Origin of the sequence: Acinetobacter radioresistens DSM 6976 = NBRC 102413 = CIP 103788 (genome assembly GCF_006757745.1) — a bacterium.
GTDB lineage: Bacteria > Pseudomonadota > Gammaproteobacteria > Pseudomonadales > Moraxellaceae > Acinetobacter > Acinetobacter radioresistens.
Genome location: NZ_AP019740.1, coordinates 87,597 through 102,551, shown reverse-complemented (window position 1 = coordinate 102,551; position 14,955 = coordinate 87,597). Strand labels below are relative to the sequence as shown.

The 14,955-nt window shown below is 41.4% G+C and carries 12 protein-coding genes, 2 tRNA genes and 1 pseudogene; 9 read left to right on the top strand and 6 right to left on the bottom strand.

Annotated features, from left to right (window positions below):
• Nucleotides 1–230: 230 nt before the first annotated feature.
• The 6 genes from ACRAD_RS00475 to ACRAD_RS00450 all read left to right on the top strand — a co-directional run bounded on the left by ACRAD_RS00475 (nucleotide 231) and on the right by ACRAD_RS00450 (nucleotide 2,816).
• A tRNA-Gly gene (locus tag ACRAD_RS00475) sits at nucleotides 231–306 on the top strand.
• A gap of 39 nt (nucleotides 307–345) precedes the next feature.
• Nucleotides 346–421 (top strand) — tRNA-Gly (locus ACRAD_RS00470).
• A 143-nt stretch (nucleotides 422–564) separates the two neighbouring features.
• Nucleotides 565–1,227, top strand: coding sequence for an IS1595-like element ISAcra1 family transposase (locus tag ACRAD_RS00465; RefSeq protein ID WP_005023704.1), 663 nt, complete (start codon nucleotides 565–567; stop codon nucleotides 1,225–1,227).
• A 36-nt stretch (nucleotides 1,228–1,263) separates the two neighbouring features.
• Entirely contained in the window at nucleotides 1,264–1,479 is a 216-nt protein-coding gene (locus tag ACRAD_RS00460; protein WP_051063512.1) for a helix-turn-helix domain-containing protein, read from the top strand.
• A 203-nt stretch (nucleotides 1,480–1,682) separates the two neighbouring features.
• Entirely contained in the window at nucleotides 1,683–2,069 is a 387-nt protein-coding gene (locus ACRAD_RS00455) for a diacylglycerol kinase (protein WP_005023706.1), read from the top strand.
• 39 nt (nucleotides 2,070–2,108) lie between these two features.
• Nucleotides 2,109–2,816, top strand: a complete 708-nt coding sequence (locus tag ACRAD_RS00450) for a phosphatase PAP2 family protein (RefSeq protein ID WP_005023707.1) — start codon at nucleotides 2,109–2,111, stop codon at nucleotides 2,814–2,816.
• 25 nt (nucleotides 2,817–2,841) lie between these two features.
• Here ACRAD_RS00450 and ACRAD_RS00445 read toward each other — a convergent pair whose 3' ends face one another.
• The 3 genes from ACRAD_RS00445 to ACRAD_RS00435 are packed head-to-tail and all read right to left on the bottom strand — an operon-like array spanning nucleotide 2,842 to nucleotide 6,514.
• Nucleotides 2,842–4,161: an ATP-binding protein gene (locus ACRAD_RS00445; protein ID WP_005023712.1), complete on the bottom strand. Its 1,320-nt coding sequence runs from the start codon at nucleotides 4,159–4,161 to the stop codon at nucleotides 2,842–2,844.
• Nucleotides 4,162–4,167: 6 nt separating this feature from the next.
• Nucleotides 4,168–4,839, bottom strand: a complete 672-nt coding sequence (locus ACRAD_RS00440; RefSeq protein ID WP_004809319.1) for a response regulator transcription factor — start codon at nucleotides 4,837–4,839, stop codon at nucleotides 4,168–4,170.
• 1 nt (nucleotide 4,840) lies between these two features.
• Complete coding sequence (locus tag ACRAD_RS00435) at nucleotides 4,841–6,514, bottom strand: phosphoethanolamine transferase (RefSeq protein ID WP_005023713.1); 1,674 nt, start codon at nucleotides 6,512–6,514, stop codon at nucleotides 4,841–4,843.
• Nucleotides 6,515–6,617: 103 nt separating this feature from the next.
• Between ACRAD_RS00435 and ACRAD_RS16780 the strand changes: the two are divergent.
• Nucleotides 6,618–6,740 (top strand): annotated as a pseudogene (locus tag ACRAD_RS16780) (DUF1376 domain-containing protein); the annotation flags it as partial.
• 17 nt (nucleotides 6,741–6,757) lie between these two features.
• Here ACRAD_RS16780 and ACRAD_RS00430 read toward each other — a convergent pair.
• A protein-coding gene (locus ACRAD_RS00430) for an IS3 family transposase (protein WP_406565407.1) occupies nucleotides 6,758–7,913 on the bottom strand; the annotation gives its coding sequence in 2 pieces (ribosomal slippage) (nucleotides 6,758–7,669 and nucleotides 7,671–7,913; 1,155 coding nt in all).
• Between the two features lie 593 nt (nucleotides 7,914–8,506).
• A complete protein-coding gene (locus ACRAD_RS00420; RefSeq protein WP_005023718.1) occupies nucleotides 8,507–9,469 on the bottom strand; it encodes an IS30 family transposase in 963 nt (320 codons plus the stop codon).
• A 399-nt stretch (nucleotides 9,470–9,868) separates the two neighbouring features.
• Here ACRAD_RS00420 and ACRAD_RS00415 point away from each other — a divergent pair, with 399 nt between their 5' ends.
• Nucleotides 9,869–10,177 carry a helix-turn-helix transcriptional regulator gene (locus ACRAD_RS00415; RefSeq protein ID WP_004282130.1) on the top strand — a complete coding sequence of 103 codons (309 nt, stop codon included), beginning with the start codon at nucleotides 9,869–9,871 and terminating at the stop codon, nucleotides 10,175–10,177.
• Nucleotides 10,174–11,463 carry a type II toxin-antitoxin system HipA family toxin gene (locus ACRAD_RS00410; RefSeq protein WP_005023719.1) on the top strand — a complete coding sequence of 430 codons (1,290 nt, stop codon included), beginning with the start codon at nucleotides 10,174–10,176 and terminating at the stop codon, nucleotides 11,461–11,463. The genes ACRAD_RS00415 and ACRAD_RS00410 overlap by 4 nt, the downstream gene beginning before the upstream one ends.
• An 18-nt stretch (nucleotides 11,464–11,481) precedes the next feature.
• Here ACRAD_RS00410 and ACRAD_RS00405 read toward each other — a convergent pair whose 3' ends face one another.
• Nucleotides 11,482–14,829, bottom strand: a complete 3,348-nt coding sequence (locus ACRAD_RS00405; protein WP_005023721.1) for a DEAD/DEAH box helicase — start codon at nucleotides 14,827–14,829, stop codon at nucleotides 11,482–11,484.
• Between the last annotated feature and the right edge of the window lie 126 nt (nucleotides 14,830–14,955).

The following is a 14,955-nucleotide window of genomic DNA, read 5'->3' as shown; positions in this document are numbered from 1 at the left end:
ACGTGTTCCTCAGCCAGCTTACCTTAGTAAAATCTTTATGTTTTACATCTTTTTATAGTTATACCTCGATATAAAACCAACTACCTTGTGCTGAATGACAAGGCAAACAGGCTAAAAGATGATAAAAGTTGAATTTAAATAGCTTAAAATGATTTTATTTTATGCAATCAGTTCAATATTCTGTAGAAAAATGTTGACCGGTATCTTCCATAATGTATTATAAGCGGCACGCGGGAATAGCTCAGTTGGTAGAGCACAACCTTGCCAAGGTTGGGGTCGCGAGTTCGAGTCTCGTTTCCCGCTCCAGATTTTTTAGTTCAAGTTTTTATAAAAACTGCTCAATATGCGGGAATAGCTCAGTTGGTAGAGCACAACCTTGCCAAGGTTGGGGTCGCGAGTTCGAGTCTCGTTTCCCGCTCCAGATTCAAAAAGCCCTGATCGAAAGATTGGGGCTTTTTTTATTGTTGATTTTATTATATTTTTTAAAAACTCTCCTTCCTTTGTTATTCGATTCAATAAAAAATAGGCTCTAGACTAGCAAAATGATTATGTTAGTCTAGAATCATGATAGAAAACAGTAAATTAAGCCACTACAAGATTAAAAAAATTATTCAATGCTTTTGTGTTGATATTCCTGCTTCCAAAACAGCCTTATTACTCAATTTAAATCGTAATACGATTAACTATTGGTACATGCTTTTTAGAGAAACTATCTATGATCATCAAACAGATTTAAGAGCTAAGTTTGTTGGTTCAATAGAAGTAGATGAAAGCTATTTTGGAGCGAAAAGGCAACGTGGGTTTCATGGAAAGTTAAAGCGTGGTCGTGGGACTCTAAAACAGCCAGTATTTGGAATATTCGAACGTAATGGGCGCGTCTATACTGAAATCGTACCTGACTGTAAAATGAAGACTTTACAAGAGGTTATCATTGGTAAAGTTTCACTTGAGAGTGTGATTTATAGTGATGGATGGCGTGGCTATAATGGTCTTGTTGATGTGGGTTATTCAAAGCATTTTAGGGTAAATCACGGAGCAAATGAGTTTGCTAGAAGAGAATGTCATATAAATGGAATAGAATCATTTTGGAGCTTTTGTAAAAGAAGGCTAGCAAAGTTTAACGGCATATCAAAAGAGTACTTTGATTATCATCTTAAAGAAACTGAATGGCGTTGGATGAGGGAACCTAATGAGTTAGCAACTGAGCTGTGGAACCTCATTAGGTAAAATTAAGTGTAAATCTGCTAGTCTAGAGCCAAAAATATTCTTAATGTAAACACACAGAAAAGTCTTGCAGAAAAAACTAAAGTCAATAAAACAACAATTTCAGAGATGGAAAATGGCCGTTTTACAGGTTCATTTGACATATTTGAACGTGTGCTTGATGGTGTTGGTTTACAATTCGAAGTGAATAAAAAAAATTGTAAATTGCCACAGTGGGATGAAATTGAAGAAATATTTTCAGAATATGATAAATAAACAGCTTTTTTACACAAACATTCAAAAGGTGAATTCTCCCCAATCCATTCAAATTAATTTTTTTATATGAAAGCTGATTGAAATACACATCTAGATCATAAATCTGATTAGATAAATGCGGATCAAATCGACATCCATTTTTAAGAGAGTTTTAAGGTTAAGAACTTAAATTAATCAAATTTCGTCTTAACTGAATCATTTCTATGTCCCCTGATCGTTCACTCTATAAAGGCACTTCCGGAATACAACGCATTTTCAATGCTACCCGTTATTCCGTGGCCGGCTTTAAAACAGCCTTTCAAAATGAAGCGGCCTTCAGGCAAATCCTGCTCATCAATCTGATTTTGATTCCTCTGAGCTTTGTCATGCCGGTGAGCCGGGTTGAGCAAGCACTGATGGTGGCCGTGTGTCTGTTGGCGCTAATCGTTGAACTGCTTAACTCGGCGATTGAGGCGGTGGTAGACCGTATCTCCATGGAGCAACATGAACTGTCTAAAAATGCCAAGGATATGGGCAGCGCTGCCCAGTTTGTAGCACTCAGTTTAATTACCGTGACCTGGGGTCTTATTTTAGCGGGTTACTTGATTTGATCCCTCGCCTGCTACAGCAAGAAAAATGGAAGATTTAAAATGATATCCGAGCATTCCCGGTTTTTACTGACACAAATATTGCTGCTGATTTTCAGTTTTCTGATGCTCTGGAATTTTTTTGATGTAGGTGGAACGATTGATTTACAGCTGATCTATCCGTTCATTGATGATCAGGGACAATTTCCCCTGCGGCAACACTGGGCACTGGCCGAGCTCAATCATCGCTATGTCAAAAATCTGCTGATTCTGGTGTACATAACATTGTTAGCCGGCTGGCTAGTTTCACTGAAATGGCAGAACTGGCATCAACGGCGCTGGGAATTTGGCTATTTCTTTAGTATGGTGGTGCTGACCACGGCCTCAATTGGTATTTTAAAATCCCAGTCGGCGCATGCCTGTCCCTGGGATATGATCATTCCTACCCATGAAGGTATTTTGTGGGATTTGAGTGCTACTGCCGGACACTGTTTTCCCGGAGGACATGCATCCAGCGGTTTTGCCTTAATGGCTGGTTATTTTGTCTATCGGATTGCTAACCGCAAGCGGGCTTATTTTTTCCTTATCGCGGCACTGATTTTAGGCTTCGCCATGGGCTGGGCACAAATGATACGCGGTGCGCATTTTCTGAGTCATAACCTGTGGACTGGCTGGATGATCTGGTGCATGAATGTCATTGGCTATACACTGTTTAGCCACAAACTGCCACTGGCAAATCATCCCATGCACATGAACATCAGACAGCCTTAATGCCTAAAAACCAAAGCCTATCCACTTAGGCTTCGACTACAGGAAATTTAACTTGTACACACAGGCCGCCAAGACTGCTACTTTGCGAAAATTCCAGCGTGCCGCCCAAGCGCTCGGTGGCTTTATCTACAATTGACAAACCTAAACCGCTACCAATTTCGGCATGGTTATGAATCCGGTAGAAACGCTGCCGGATCTGGGCGAATTGAGCAGGATCTATCCCGGCTCCACTGTCTTCAATCTGTAAAACTGCCTGCTGGCCTTGCTGAAAAATCGATACATTAATCACGCCGCCTTTCGGACTGTATTTAATCGCGTTATCAATTAAATTATAAATAATCGAGTGCAAGGTCGAAGCTTGTCCTTGAATTCGCAATTCCTGTTGCTGTTCTACGCCCAGATCAATTTCTTTCTGTAAGGCCAGCTGAATCAGCTGCTCAAGGCAGGCCACGGTCATCTGATTGAGCGAAAGCATTTGTGCAGGCTCGATTAAGCTGTCGGAGGCATCCTGTTTGGCCAGACTCAATAACTGGTTGACCAGATGCTGCATGCGTAAAACGCCCTGACTCAGATTATGAAGCGAGTCGCTCTGCGGAAACTGCTGCAATAAAATTTGCAGCTGCAAGTTGAGTGCGGTCAGTGGCGTGCGTAATTCATGGGCAGAATCCGCGACAAATTGACGTTGTTCCTGTTGAGCCAGGGAAATTCGACCAAACAGATGATTCATTTCCTGAATAGTCGGTTCCAGCTCCAGGGGATAATCCTTCATTTCAATCGGCTTTAATTCTTGCGCCTTACGGCTGGCCAGTTCCGTTTTAAAATCATGCAAAGGCTGAAAATTTTTCCGGATCATCCAGCCTAAACCAAACACAGCAAAAGGCAAGAAAAGCACATAAGGCAGAAACATATTGCCGGCCAGTTCCAGCGCCAGCTCCTGCCGGACATTTTGCTGCTGACTCACCTGAATCTGCAACTGGTCACTTGGAATGATATAGGTGAGCCAGGTTCCATACGGCGTTTGATGCTTGTAAAAACCTGCTTTCTTGACCGGTGCAACCAGCACATTCTGTGGATGCAAGGGAGTAGCTGTATCTGTATAGGACCAGATATCTACAAATAAATCTTCTTCACTGTACTGTTTTGCCAGATCGATTTGACTTTGTAGCGGTCGTGGATGATTTTCCGCAATGCGCTCGGCCAGACTTTGCATCTGTTTATCCAGCACTTCATTAATTTCTTCGAGGGCAATCCGGTAGGCAGCGAAAATCAGGATGCAGCCCAGTACCAGGCTAAACAACGAAATGTAGATAATCAGGCGTTTTTGCAAAGAATAACGTTTCTGCATAAGGCTCTATCCTAAGCGATATCCTAGACCACGTATGGTACGGATAAAGTCTTTACCTAATTTCGCCCGCAGATGATGCACATAAACTTCAACGGTATTACTGCTGACATCACTATCGAAGTCATAAAGCTTGTCTTCTAGATCATTTTTAGAAAAAATTTTGCTGGGATGAGTGAGTAATGCAGTGAGAATGGACCATTCCCGATTAGACAACTCGATCGGCTGACTGTTAAAGCATGCGATGTGCTGCTCCAGATCCAGTTCCAGACCGCTATGTGATAACTTTTTATGGCTCTCTGACCCGGTATTCTTGGGACTACTGCGTCGGATCAAAGCATGAATACGGGCCAGCAGTTCATCAAATTCATAGGGTTTAATCAAGTAATCATCTGCCCCCTGATTCAGTCCATCGACTCGGTTCTGTAACTGATCCCGGGCGGAGATAATCAGCACCGGCAAATTGGGGAACTTCTGCCGGATATGTTTAAGTACCTGCATGCCATCCATCATCGGCAGGCCCAGATCCAACAGGACAATATCATAGGCCTGCTGTTGTAACTGCTTTAAGCCATCCAGGCCATTGTTGACCCAATGCACATCAAATTGATGCAGCTTGAGCAAGGTTTCAGTCGACTCGGCAATCATAAAGTCGTCTTCAATAATCAGAATTTTATGCATTTCAAGCTCTGTTCTTTAATGATGAGCATTGTGCAAGCATATCATTTTTAACTTCAGCCACTTGCGTTTTTACATCCAGCAGACTTAATAAGCTTGGGAAAAGATGATCCTGACTGCGCGCCTGTTTGGTCTGTGCTTTGAGACAGCTCACCTGCTGGGCATTCTGCTGCGTCCAGTCCTGTGAAAACCACATCAGCATCGGAACATGGGTTTGCTGGGTCGGTGCCATACTATAAGGTGCACCATGCAGATATAAACCATGCTCTCCGGTAGATTCTCCATGATCAGACAGATACCAGAAACCGGTTTGATATTGAGTCTGTTGCTTTAAAGTTTCAATGATCTCGGCAAGAACATGGTCTGTATATACAATCGAATTATCATAGCTATTCTTTAATTCTTCTGTACTACAGCCCTGAATGGCATTGGTATTACAGGTCGGTTGAAATGGCTGATATGGTGCTTTGGAGCGCTTGAAATATGCGGGGCCATGACTGCCCATCTGATGCAGTACAATTAACTGCGGTTTCGAGTTATTTTTATCCAGATGCGCCAGATAATCTTTCAGGCTATCCACCAGGATTTCATCAAAACATTCACCACCAGCATCACACCATCTCTGTTTCAGTTGGGCTGGAATCTGGTATTTTTGTACGCGGTCACAGGCACCTTTACAGCCCGAATTATTATCAATCCAGGTCACCTGATAACCGGCCCGCTGAGCAATATCCAGCAAACCTTCTCGGTGGCTAGCCAACTGTTCATTATAGTTTTGACGTGTCATCCCTGAAAACATACACGGTACTGAAACAGCTGTGGCAGTTCCGCAAGAACTGACTTGATTAAAATTAATTATCGGTAACTTGCTCAGTTCAGGATTGGTATTGCGTGCATAACCATTTAAAGCAAAACTCTCGGCACGTGCAGTCTCCCCAACCACCAGCACCATCAATTTGGGTTGTTTCTGTATTTGAGCCTGCTGCAGCAGATGGGCATCTTCACCATAAGGAATCAAAGGCAAATTGGCTTTAGGTGCTTTCTTTTTATAGTAGGATACGGTGGATGCAATGCTATTTTGCGGGGAAATCATGCCCTTCAGATCGCGGTGCTCGCGGAAGATGGCTGCATAATCGACATAAAAACAGAATAACAGTCCTAGAATCAATACGGCCGAAAGCAGACTGCTAAGGCTTTTATGCAACAATTGACGCCCGAAAGATGCAGGCTGAATGTTCAGCATCCAGACGATACACAAAGGAAAAATCACAAAGACCAGCGTCCAGATCACCAGCCGTATTGACCAGAGATCACGGACTTCCCGAGCATCGGTCTGCAGCATATTCTGGATCTGGTCCGGCGTAATAACAACCCCCAGACTATTGACAAAATAAGCACTAAAACCGCCCAGAATGATCAGCACACTGGCCAGTATCTTGGCATTCCATTTCCAGTTCAGCCACTGCAAGACCAGATTGTACAAGCCGATAACCACCAGGACTGTAGCCGCCAATAATGCGCCTGCCTTGAGGTTGGTATAAGGCGTCAATTGATGGATTTTCTGATAGAAAGCAAAGTTTAAGACCAGTCCCAGCCAAATGGCGAGTAAAAGGTTGAAGCGTGCAAGGCTGATAGGTTTGATCTGGCGTAGACCGGGAAAAGAAGGCAGCTTAAGCATTTTTTTAGTTCAAAGACTTTAATATGCTTTAGCCTAAAATTTGAATCTTAAAAATGACTTAAAATAATCTGAGAACTACAAAAACTTATACATATTTTGATTTCAAATCAAATCTGATAAAACTAAAAATGCAGCCCAAGCACGTTGGGGAAAATCCGCAAGTAATGCTCAAGCAAATCATGAGCACAGCCCGAGTATTACTCAAGTCATGCTTGAACCATGCCCTGAATAGCCACCAAAATTCTAGACACACATAACCATCTCTTGATGGGCCTTTTCATAATCTAATGGAGAACGCTGACCATTGGAACCATGTCTGCGTTTTGAGTTATAGAACATCTCTATATATTCAAAGATATCCGACCTTGCTTCAGTTCTTGTCACATAGATTTTCTTCTTGATCCTCTCTCGCTTTAACAGCTGAAAGAAGCTCTCAGCAACAGCATTATCATGGCAGTTTCCACGCCGGCTCATACTGCTTTCAAGGTTGTGATGCTTGAGAAATGTCTGCCATTCATGACTGGTGTATTGGCTACCTTGATCAGAATGAATCAGGACTTTGTTCTTTGGGCTTCTTCGCCACAAAGCCATCAGTAGAGCATCTAAAACCAGATCTGTTGTGATTCTCGACTTCATAGACCAGCCAACGACTAGCCGTGAGAATAGGTCGATTACTACTGCAAGATACAGCCATCCTTCATGAGTGCGAATATAAGTGATGTCAGTCACCCACAACTGGTTGGGCTGGGTGGGGTTAAACTGTCTGTCTAAAGTATTTCGAGCCACAATCGATGGAGTACTAACATTAGCTCTAGGTTTGCGATAGCCACGCTGTGACTTGAGACCATTCGCCTTCATGAGTCGATGTACTCGATTGATACCGCAACTTTCGCCAACGTCTTTCAAATCACAATGAATCTTGCGATAACCGTAGACTCCGCCAGATTCCAACCAGAACTGTTTAATTAATCCTGAAAGCTGTTGCCGCTTCCTCGCAGTTATACTGGTAGGTTTCTTTAACCAGGCGTAATAACCACTGTGATGAACATCTAACGTTGAACATAAACGACGAACAGACCATATATGTTGGTTGTCCCGAATAAAGGCGTACCTCATTTGGACTGGCTTGCGAAGCGGCGTGAAAGCAGTGCTTTCACTTTAATATGTCCCTTTCTTCAGTGACCCTTTGCAGCTCTTTTTTTAATTTCGCTAATTCTGTAGTTGGATCACTAGATTCTGTTGTCTTGGGCTGCTGTGGATCATAACGTTTGATCCAAGCATACAGACTATGTGTAGTGGTTCCTAAACGTGTAGCAACTTCAGCCACACTATGACCTTTCTCAGTGACTTGTTTTACTGCTTCAATTTTGAATTCTTCAGGGTATCGTTTACTGCTCATAAGCACCTCGTTAATTAGCCATTTTATCTAACTAAAAGGTGTCTACAAAATCGGTGGCTATTCACTTTGCTTTCTGGTGACCACTGTACTTGCCCTTGTAAAATAATTTGTTTTTGTATGTCAGTAGAAGAAGCACCTAATGTGTGTAATTTGATCCCAACTTGCTCAATTTGTTTTGAAGAAATTCAGATTTGTTGCTCTGAGACTTCAGGACTCCGCTCAGCCTCTGAAACCTGTCTCTCTACTTTAGCCTCTATATTTTTATTCGAGAGCAGCTTACTTCCCCACCATAGCCCAAGGCTAATCAAGATCAAGACGCTCATTAGATATAATAGTTTTTTAAAATTTAGTACATCTACTCGCTGATCCACTCGTTTCATCCTTCAAGAGATTTTCTCTACAAAGCTAAGATTAAGTTCTTAAGATCAGATTAAGTTTATAAACCTATTTCAGACTGCATAGGCCCAAGTGAACCGTATTGGGTTTGTGGGAAACTTTTGTTTAACTGATGTTACGTAGTAAGTGCATTTTGAGCATCTTCGCTACTACATGTTGTAGTCGATTTATAAATAATTAATAATCATTAGGCGGATTCAAGCGGCAAGTGCAACAGTATAAAAACCAGCCATAACTTCACTCGGTGTATACCAACCTAGTGTTTTTCTAGGACGATGGTTGAGTGCAAATTCTATCTGCTCTATTTGTTCGTTTGACACGCCATCAAACGATGATGATTTTGGCAGATATTGACGGATTAAACCATTCGTATTTTCATTTCTAGCTCGCTGAATAGACTTGTAAGGATCAGCAAAATACGTCTCTATGCCAGCATCAGTAATTCTTTTGTGTTCGGAAAAATCTTTGCCATTATCAAATGTCACACTATAAGCATGGCTCATTTGTAAACGATCTAATGCACAAGTAATCGTTTGAGAGGATGCTCTTGTTGGCCCTAAATGAACAATATGTACATACAGGCTCTTTCGATCAACGAGAGTCAATAAAGCACCTTTATGATGTTTACCAATCACCGTGTCACCTTCGAAATCTCCTAAACGTTGTCGTTGATCAATGACCTGGTGTCGGCAGTGAATACTTGTTTTATCAATGATTTGACCCCTACGATCCGTGTTTTTGTAACCGCGTTTTCGATATTTCTTCTGATGCCTTAAATGTAGATGAAGTTTACCGCCTTTTGATTTATCTTGATAAATGTACTGGTAAATCCACTCATGTGAAGGTACATCCAGCCAACCGCGTTGTGTTAAAGCACCTGAAATTTGTTCGGGTGACCAGTCCAAACCAATCAAATAATCAATATAAGCGAAGGCAAATGCTGTCATTGATGATGAAGGACGGTACCGTCTTTGACTTGCAAATTTAGCTGCCTGTTGAGCTCTATATCCACGTTGCCCAGTATTTCTTTTTAATTCACGGTAGATGGTTGATCGTGAACGTCCTAATTCCCGAGCAAGGGTAGCGATTGAACTTTTACTTTTCAAAGTAGCATAAATTTCGTATCTTTCATCTTGAGAAAGTTGGGTGTATTTCTTCATTGTGTGCTTTCCAATTGCGAGTTGAAAAAGTCTAATGATTCTATGAATACACCTAACTTTTTCAACTAACTACAAATGTGTTGCACTTGGGATTTGAATCTGCGCTTCATAAGAAATTTTTATACTTAAAAAAGTAAGTTTACAAAAGTGCTCTTTCAAAACTGTGAACAAAAAACCGTGTAGATGATGCTCCAGAGTATCAATCATACAAGATAAAAAAACTCCAAAACAAAAGATAGTATTAGCTACTACCAAGTGGCTTATGTTAAACAAGATCAGCTTGCCTAGATCCTAAATATTGATGCCGCGGAGCCTGTTAATAATTTCTGTCATTGCTTCTTAATAAAAAAGCAACTAATATGCTTCTTATACCACCAAAAAGCAATAAATATGTCTACAATGAATAAGTCTTTACTTCAGCAAATCAAAAAAAGACGAACCCAATTGGGCTTAAAGCAAGTTGATATGCAATCCCGTACAGGCATTTCAAGACAGCAGTACCAAAAACTGGAAAGTCAGGGCAACCCTCGATTAGAGACCTTAGAAATTATCGCGGCAGGATTAAATGCTCAACTGATGCTCATCCCTGATGATAAGGTTCATTTGATCAGACAATTATTGAATGATGAAATTAAAGTCACTATTGAAGATCAGGATGACTTAATGACTAACCCATGGAAGGGTCTTCTCGGAGGAGAGGAACCATGAATACTGTTGCCGTCCTGAAATTAACATTACATCACGGTATCGTTGGATACTTGGCAGGATTTCAGAGCGGAAAAAATATTCTGGTTTTTACAGATTCTTTCCGCTCTGATCAGCAACGCCCGACCTTGAGCCTGCTGACTTCCCCCTTGTATCCTCAAGTGGATAAGATTTTAGAAAAGACCTATGTTACACATCAGCGCTTACACCCCTTGCTATCAAATCTGCTACCAGAAGGTGCATTACGCGAACTCATAGCACAAAGCCTCAAAATACATATAGACAATGAATTTCAGTTATTGGCAGCTTTAGGTCATGACTTACCTGGGGCACTGATTGCAACCCCAGTAGATCCAGAAGAAATCCCAGATGGAATAAAATTTAAGCTTCAGATCTCGAATCCAGATCAGATATTAAAACAAGAGATTCGGACAGATAATAAGTTTTCCTTGGCTGGCGTCCAAATGAAGTTTTCCATGAAAGCCAAAGATGGGCGTTTTACATTAGCACAGGCAACCGAATCCAGCCTACTCGGGGACTGGATTGTCAAAACTCCTTCTACCAAACATGCTTTTGTTCCGCTGAATGAATACTCTATGATGATCCTTGCCAAAATGGTCGGAATAGATATCCCAGAGATTCGTTTGGTAGATATGGCACTCTTACAAGACCTTCCACCATTAAATCTACCCCAAGAGCAATATGCTTTTGCAATCAAAAGATTTGATAGACAGAGTACTGCTGATACTACAGAGCTTATTCACATCGAAGACTTTGCTCAGATCTTCGGTGCATATCCACAGCAGAAATACAGCACCACAAATTATGAGCAGATAGGAAAGATCATTTATCAATTTTCAGATAACAAAATTCTTGATATTCAGCAATTTGCCAGCCGCTTACTTGTCAACATTTTGCTCGCCAATGGAGATGCACACTTAAAGAACTGGAGTATGATTTATCACGATAAAACAACGCCAAGATTATCCCCTGCATACGATATATTGATGACAAGTGTATATATTGAAAATGAGCGTCATTTCGCCTTAAATCTTGCCAAAAATAAAGATTGGTATTTAGCTGAGATGAAACACTTTGAACAATGGGCTGAAAAAGTCGGTGTTCCATGGCGTGTTATTGAAAAACAACTTCACGCCATTATGGACAAAGCACGGTCAGTATGGCCAGCGCTATTACTAGACTTACCTATGATTTCTGTTCATAAAGAAAAATTAAGAGAACATTGGAAAAAATTTCATCCAGACTTTCAGATACTTACAGATGATTAGAGGAAACCTGTAACCAAGCTAAAATTTCTCAAACAATTTCATCACATCATTTTCCGTCAGTTTCGCTTCTCCCTCATGATCTGTGCTTAGAATAGACTGTGCCAGTTCTGCTTTATTCTGCTGCAAGGCAATAATTTTTTCTTCTATGCTTTTATTGGTAATCAGCTTATACACAAATACCGGCTTGTCCTGTCCAATCCGCCATGCACGATCTGAAGCTTGATCTTCAGCAGCAGGGTTCCACCATGGATCATAGTGAATGACCGTATCTGCGGCAGTTAGATTCAGACCAACCCCTCCTGCTTTCAGACTGATTAAAAATACCAGCACTTGTCCAGACTGAAATGCTGTAATGACTTCATCTCGCTTTTTGGTCTTTCCAGTCAGCTTCACATAGCCAATTTTTGCGTGATAGAGCTGTTGTTCAATCAGTTCCAACATTGAGGTAAACTGAGAGAAAATAAGAATTTTTCGTCCCTCTTCCACCATTGGAACAACCATATCCATCAACTGTTCAAGTTTGGCAGAATACGCCTGCCCGGTTTTAACTGAATCCAGTTTCAGCAAGCTAGGATGACAACAGACCTGACGCAGCTTCAGCAAGGCATCTAAAATTTGGATTTGACTACGCTTAAAGCCTTTTTCTGCCACAATTTTCTGAATATTTGCCTGCATCGTGGCGCGAACAGCCTCGTATAGCTTGGATTGCTGCTCATTCATGTCAATATTGACTTCAATCGTGGTTTTTTCAGGCAATTCCTTGGCAACGTCAGTTTTCAAGCGACGTAAAATAAAGGGTTTAATGCGGTTTACCAACTTTTGCCTTAACTGCTGATCACCGCGTTTTTCAATAGGATAGCGGTACTTTTTATTAAAGATTTCTTGTGAATATAAAAATCCTGGCATTAGAAAATAAAATAGTGCCCACAGCTCACCCAAATGATTTTCCATAGGTGTACCAGTTAGACATAGACGATGTCGCGCTGTTAATTGCCGTACTACCTGTGCAGCTTTGGCACGCGGATTTTTAATATTCTGCGCTTCATCCAGAATGAGTTGATGATATTCATATTGCTTCAGTTGCTCTTCATCTCTCGCCAAGAGCGGGTAGGTGGTTAACACAATGTCATAGTGTGAAATCTGCTCAAAATACTGATGGCGGTCGGGGCCTTGTAGCAGCAGTACCTTGAGCTCAGGGGTAAATTTTTCCGCTTCTTTGAACCAGTTATGCATCAGCGATGTGGGTGCAACAATTAAGGCGGGTCTGTCCTGCAAATGACCAGCCTGCTTTTCCATGAGTAAGTGGGCTAAAGTTTGTGCTGTTTTACCCAAACCCATATCATCCGCCAGAATCCCGCCATGCTGGGTTTCCCTTAAAAACTGTAACCAGCCTAGGCCCTGCTGCTGGTATGGACGTAATTCCCCCTGAAAACCTTGTGGTGTCGGCAGTTGTTGCTGATAGCCTTGTTTGAATTTCTGCGCAAATTGCTGCAGGCGATTACTGACCTGCCACACCATCCCCAGATGATGCTGTAATTCTAATAGTTGACTCGCATCATAGCGATCTATGCTACGCTCTTCTTGCTGTAAAATGCTCTGCAGATGCAACAATACCGGCTTAATGTCCTTTGCGGATAAAGCCAAATCAGGTTGATCAACTGCAGTTTTCACGGTGAAAATTTGACTGTCATGCAGATGAATAAAAGTCCGCGGATCAAGTAAATCAGGATTTACTCGCACCAAAGCTACGAGCGCATCAAGTAAATTATAAGAATTGCCTGCACTGTCTTGAACCGTCGCCCCGATATTGAACCAGTCCTGCTGGCCTTCAGATTCAGTGATAGAAATATTTAAATTTTCAACATATTGCAGGTTAAAGGGGCTGTTTTCCAGATGCTCTATCTGCCAGCCCATCAACTCAATTTGATTGATGGGCATCAGCTGTTTGATCCAGTCTCCATAGAAAGCAAAAACCATAGAATCGAGACGTTGTTTATCCAGTTTTAATTGCTGGTCATAACTAAGATCTTTCACCCACTTCAGTGATTCGACTAATAGCTGTAAACGCTGGATTGATTGTTGTTCCTGAACTAAGTCCCGAAGCTGTCGCACCATTTTGTCATGCTGCTCACCAATGAAACTGTCACCTGATGTACCTGCTTTAATTCGCCCGCCTGCATAGGAGAATTCAATTTCAGCACAAACAGACTCTTCCCATTTCCAATCAAATTTATCTAAAACACCGAAGCGTAAAATTGGCTGGGGACTACCCTCAAGGACATCAATATGCTGAATAGACTCGGGCTGAGGCAGATTTTTCACGTCTGAATATTGATGAGTCAGTTGCTCAAACTCTGGCAAGAGCATAGATGGAAGATCAGGCATCTGTAAAAAATGGTACAGAAGATTTGCCGTATATTCACCATATAACTGGCCCACCGTGTTCTGTTGAATATCCACATAACACGGTGGCTGGCTAGCGAGAATTTGGATATGTGGATTTGATTTTAAATCGAGTCGAATATCACCATTGACCAATTCAATATTTAAATGCTCTGTCTGTTTGTTTACACCTTGTTGCCAGATCAGTTCGATGTGATAGCCTTGTTCTGACCATTGAAGTGCAGTATGGCTCTTTTTTTGCCAGTACACATCGCCACTTTGAATAAAAGATTTGAAATGCTCCAATAAAATTCTGGAGATATCAAGATTGCTTTGATAAAAGCGTTCGTCACTGTTTATTTTGGCATAATAATAAATCTGGTTAAATAATTGTCGTTTTTGTTCAGGTAAAGTCAGATGCTTTCTGGTGATATTTTCATATTGGGTATAATAACTTTCCCCCGCAATTGAGCCGTTTTTATTGCGTCTGGCCTTCTGAACATCAACTGTCAATTTCTTTAAGCTGACAGACTGATCTAGCAGGTAAATTAAATAATTGTTTGTTTTGACAGATTGCTCTGGTTCAGTCTGTTGTAAATACCGTTTAAAATCATTCAACCAGCGCTGCGCCTGATCATCCCCCCGTTGGCGTTTTGTGATTCCCTGCGGGGATTGAGAGTCAGCATAACGCTGCTGAAATTCCTGGCGATATTCCTGAAAGAATAACCGCGCTAAAGCAGCAGCATGTTTACAGTTATATCCAACCGGACAAGTGCAGTCGTCATCGATTAAACGGTCTTTTTGGGGATTATAGGTAATTGCGGTATCGTAATAATCTGTTCCTTCAATTTGGGCATACATCGTAACCCCGTCTTTTTCCTCAAAGAACTCAATCGTTTCCCTATCAATGTGTTTAGCATAGCTCAGACTGCGCTGAAGAGTTGCAGTACTAAAGCGAGATAGAAAATTGATCAATGAGGACATAATTACCAGAAACCAAAAATGTTTATACAATTATAACGGACAAAGCTGTCATTTCAGAACAGTACTGCTCGCCAACGTATCAAAAGGAAATAAATCCATGCTCAAAAACTTAATGTTTACTACAAT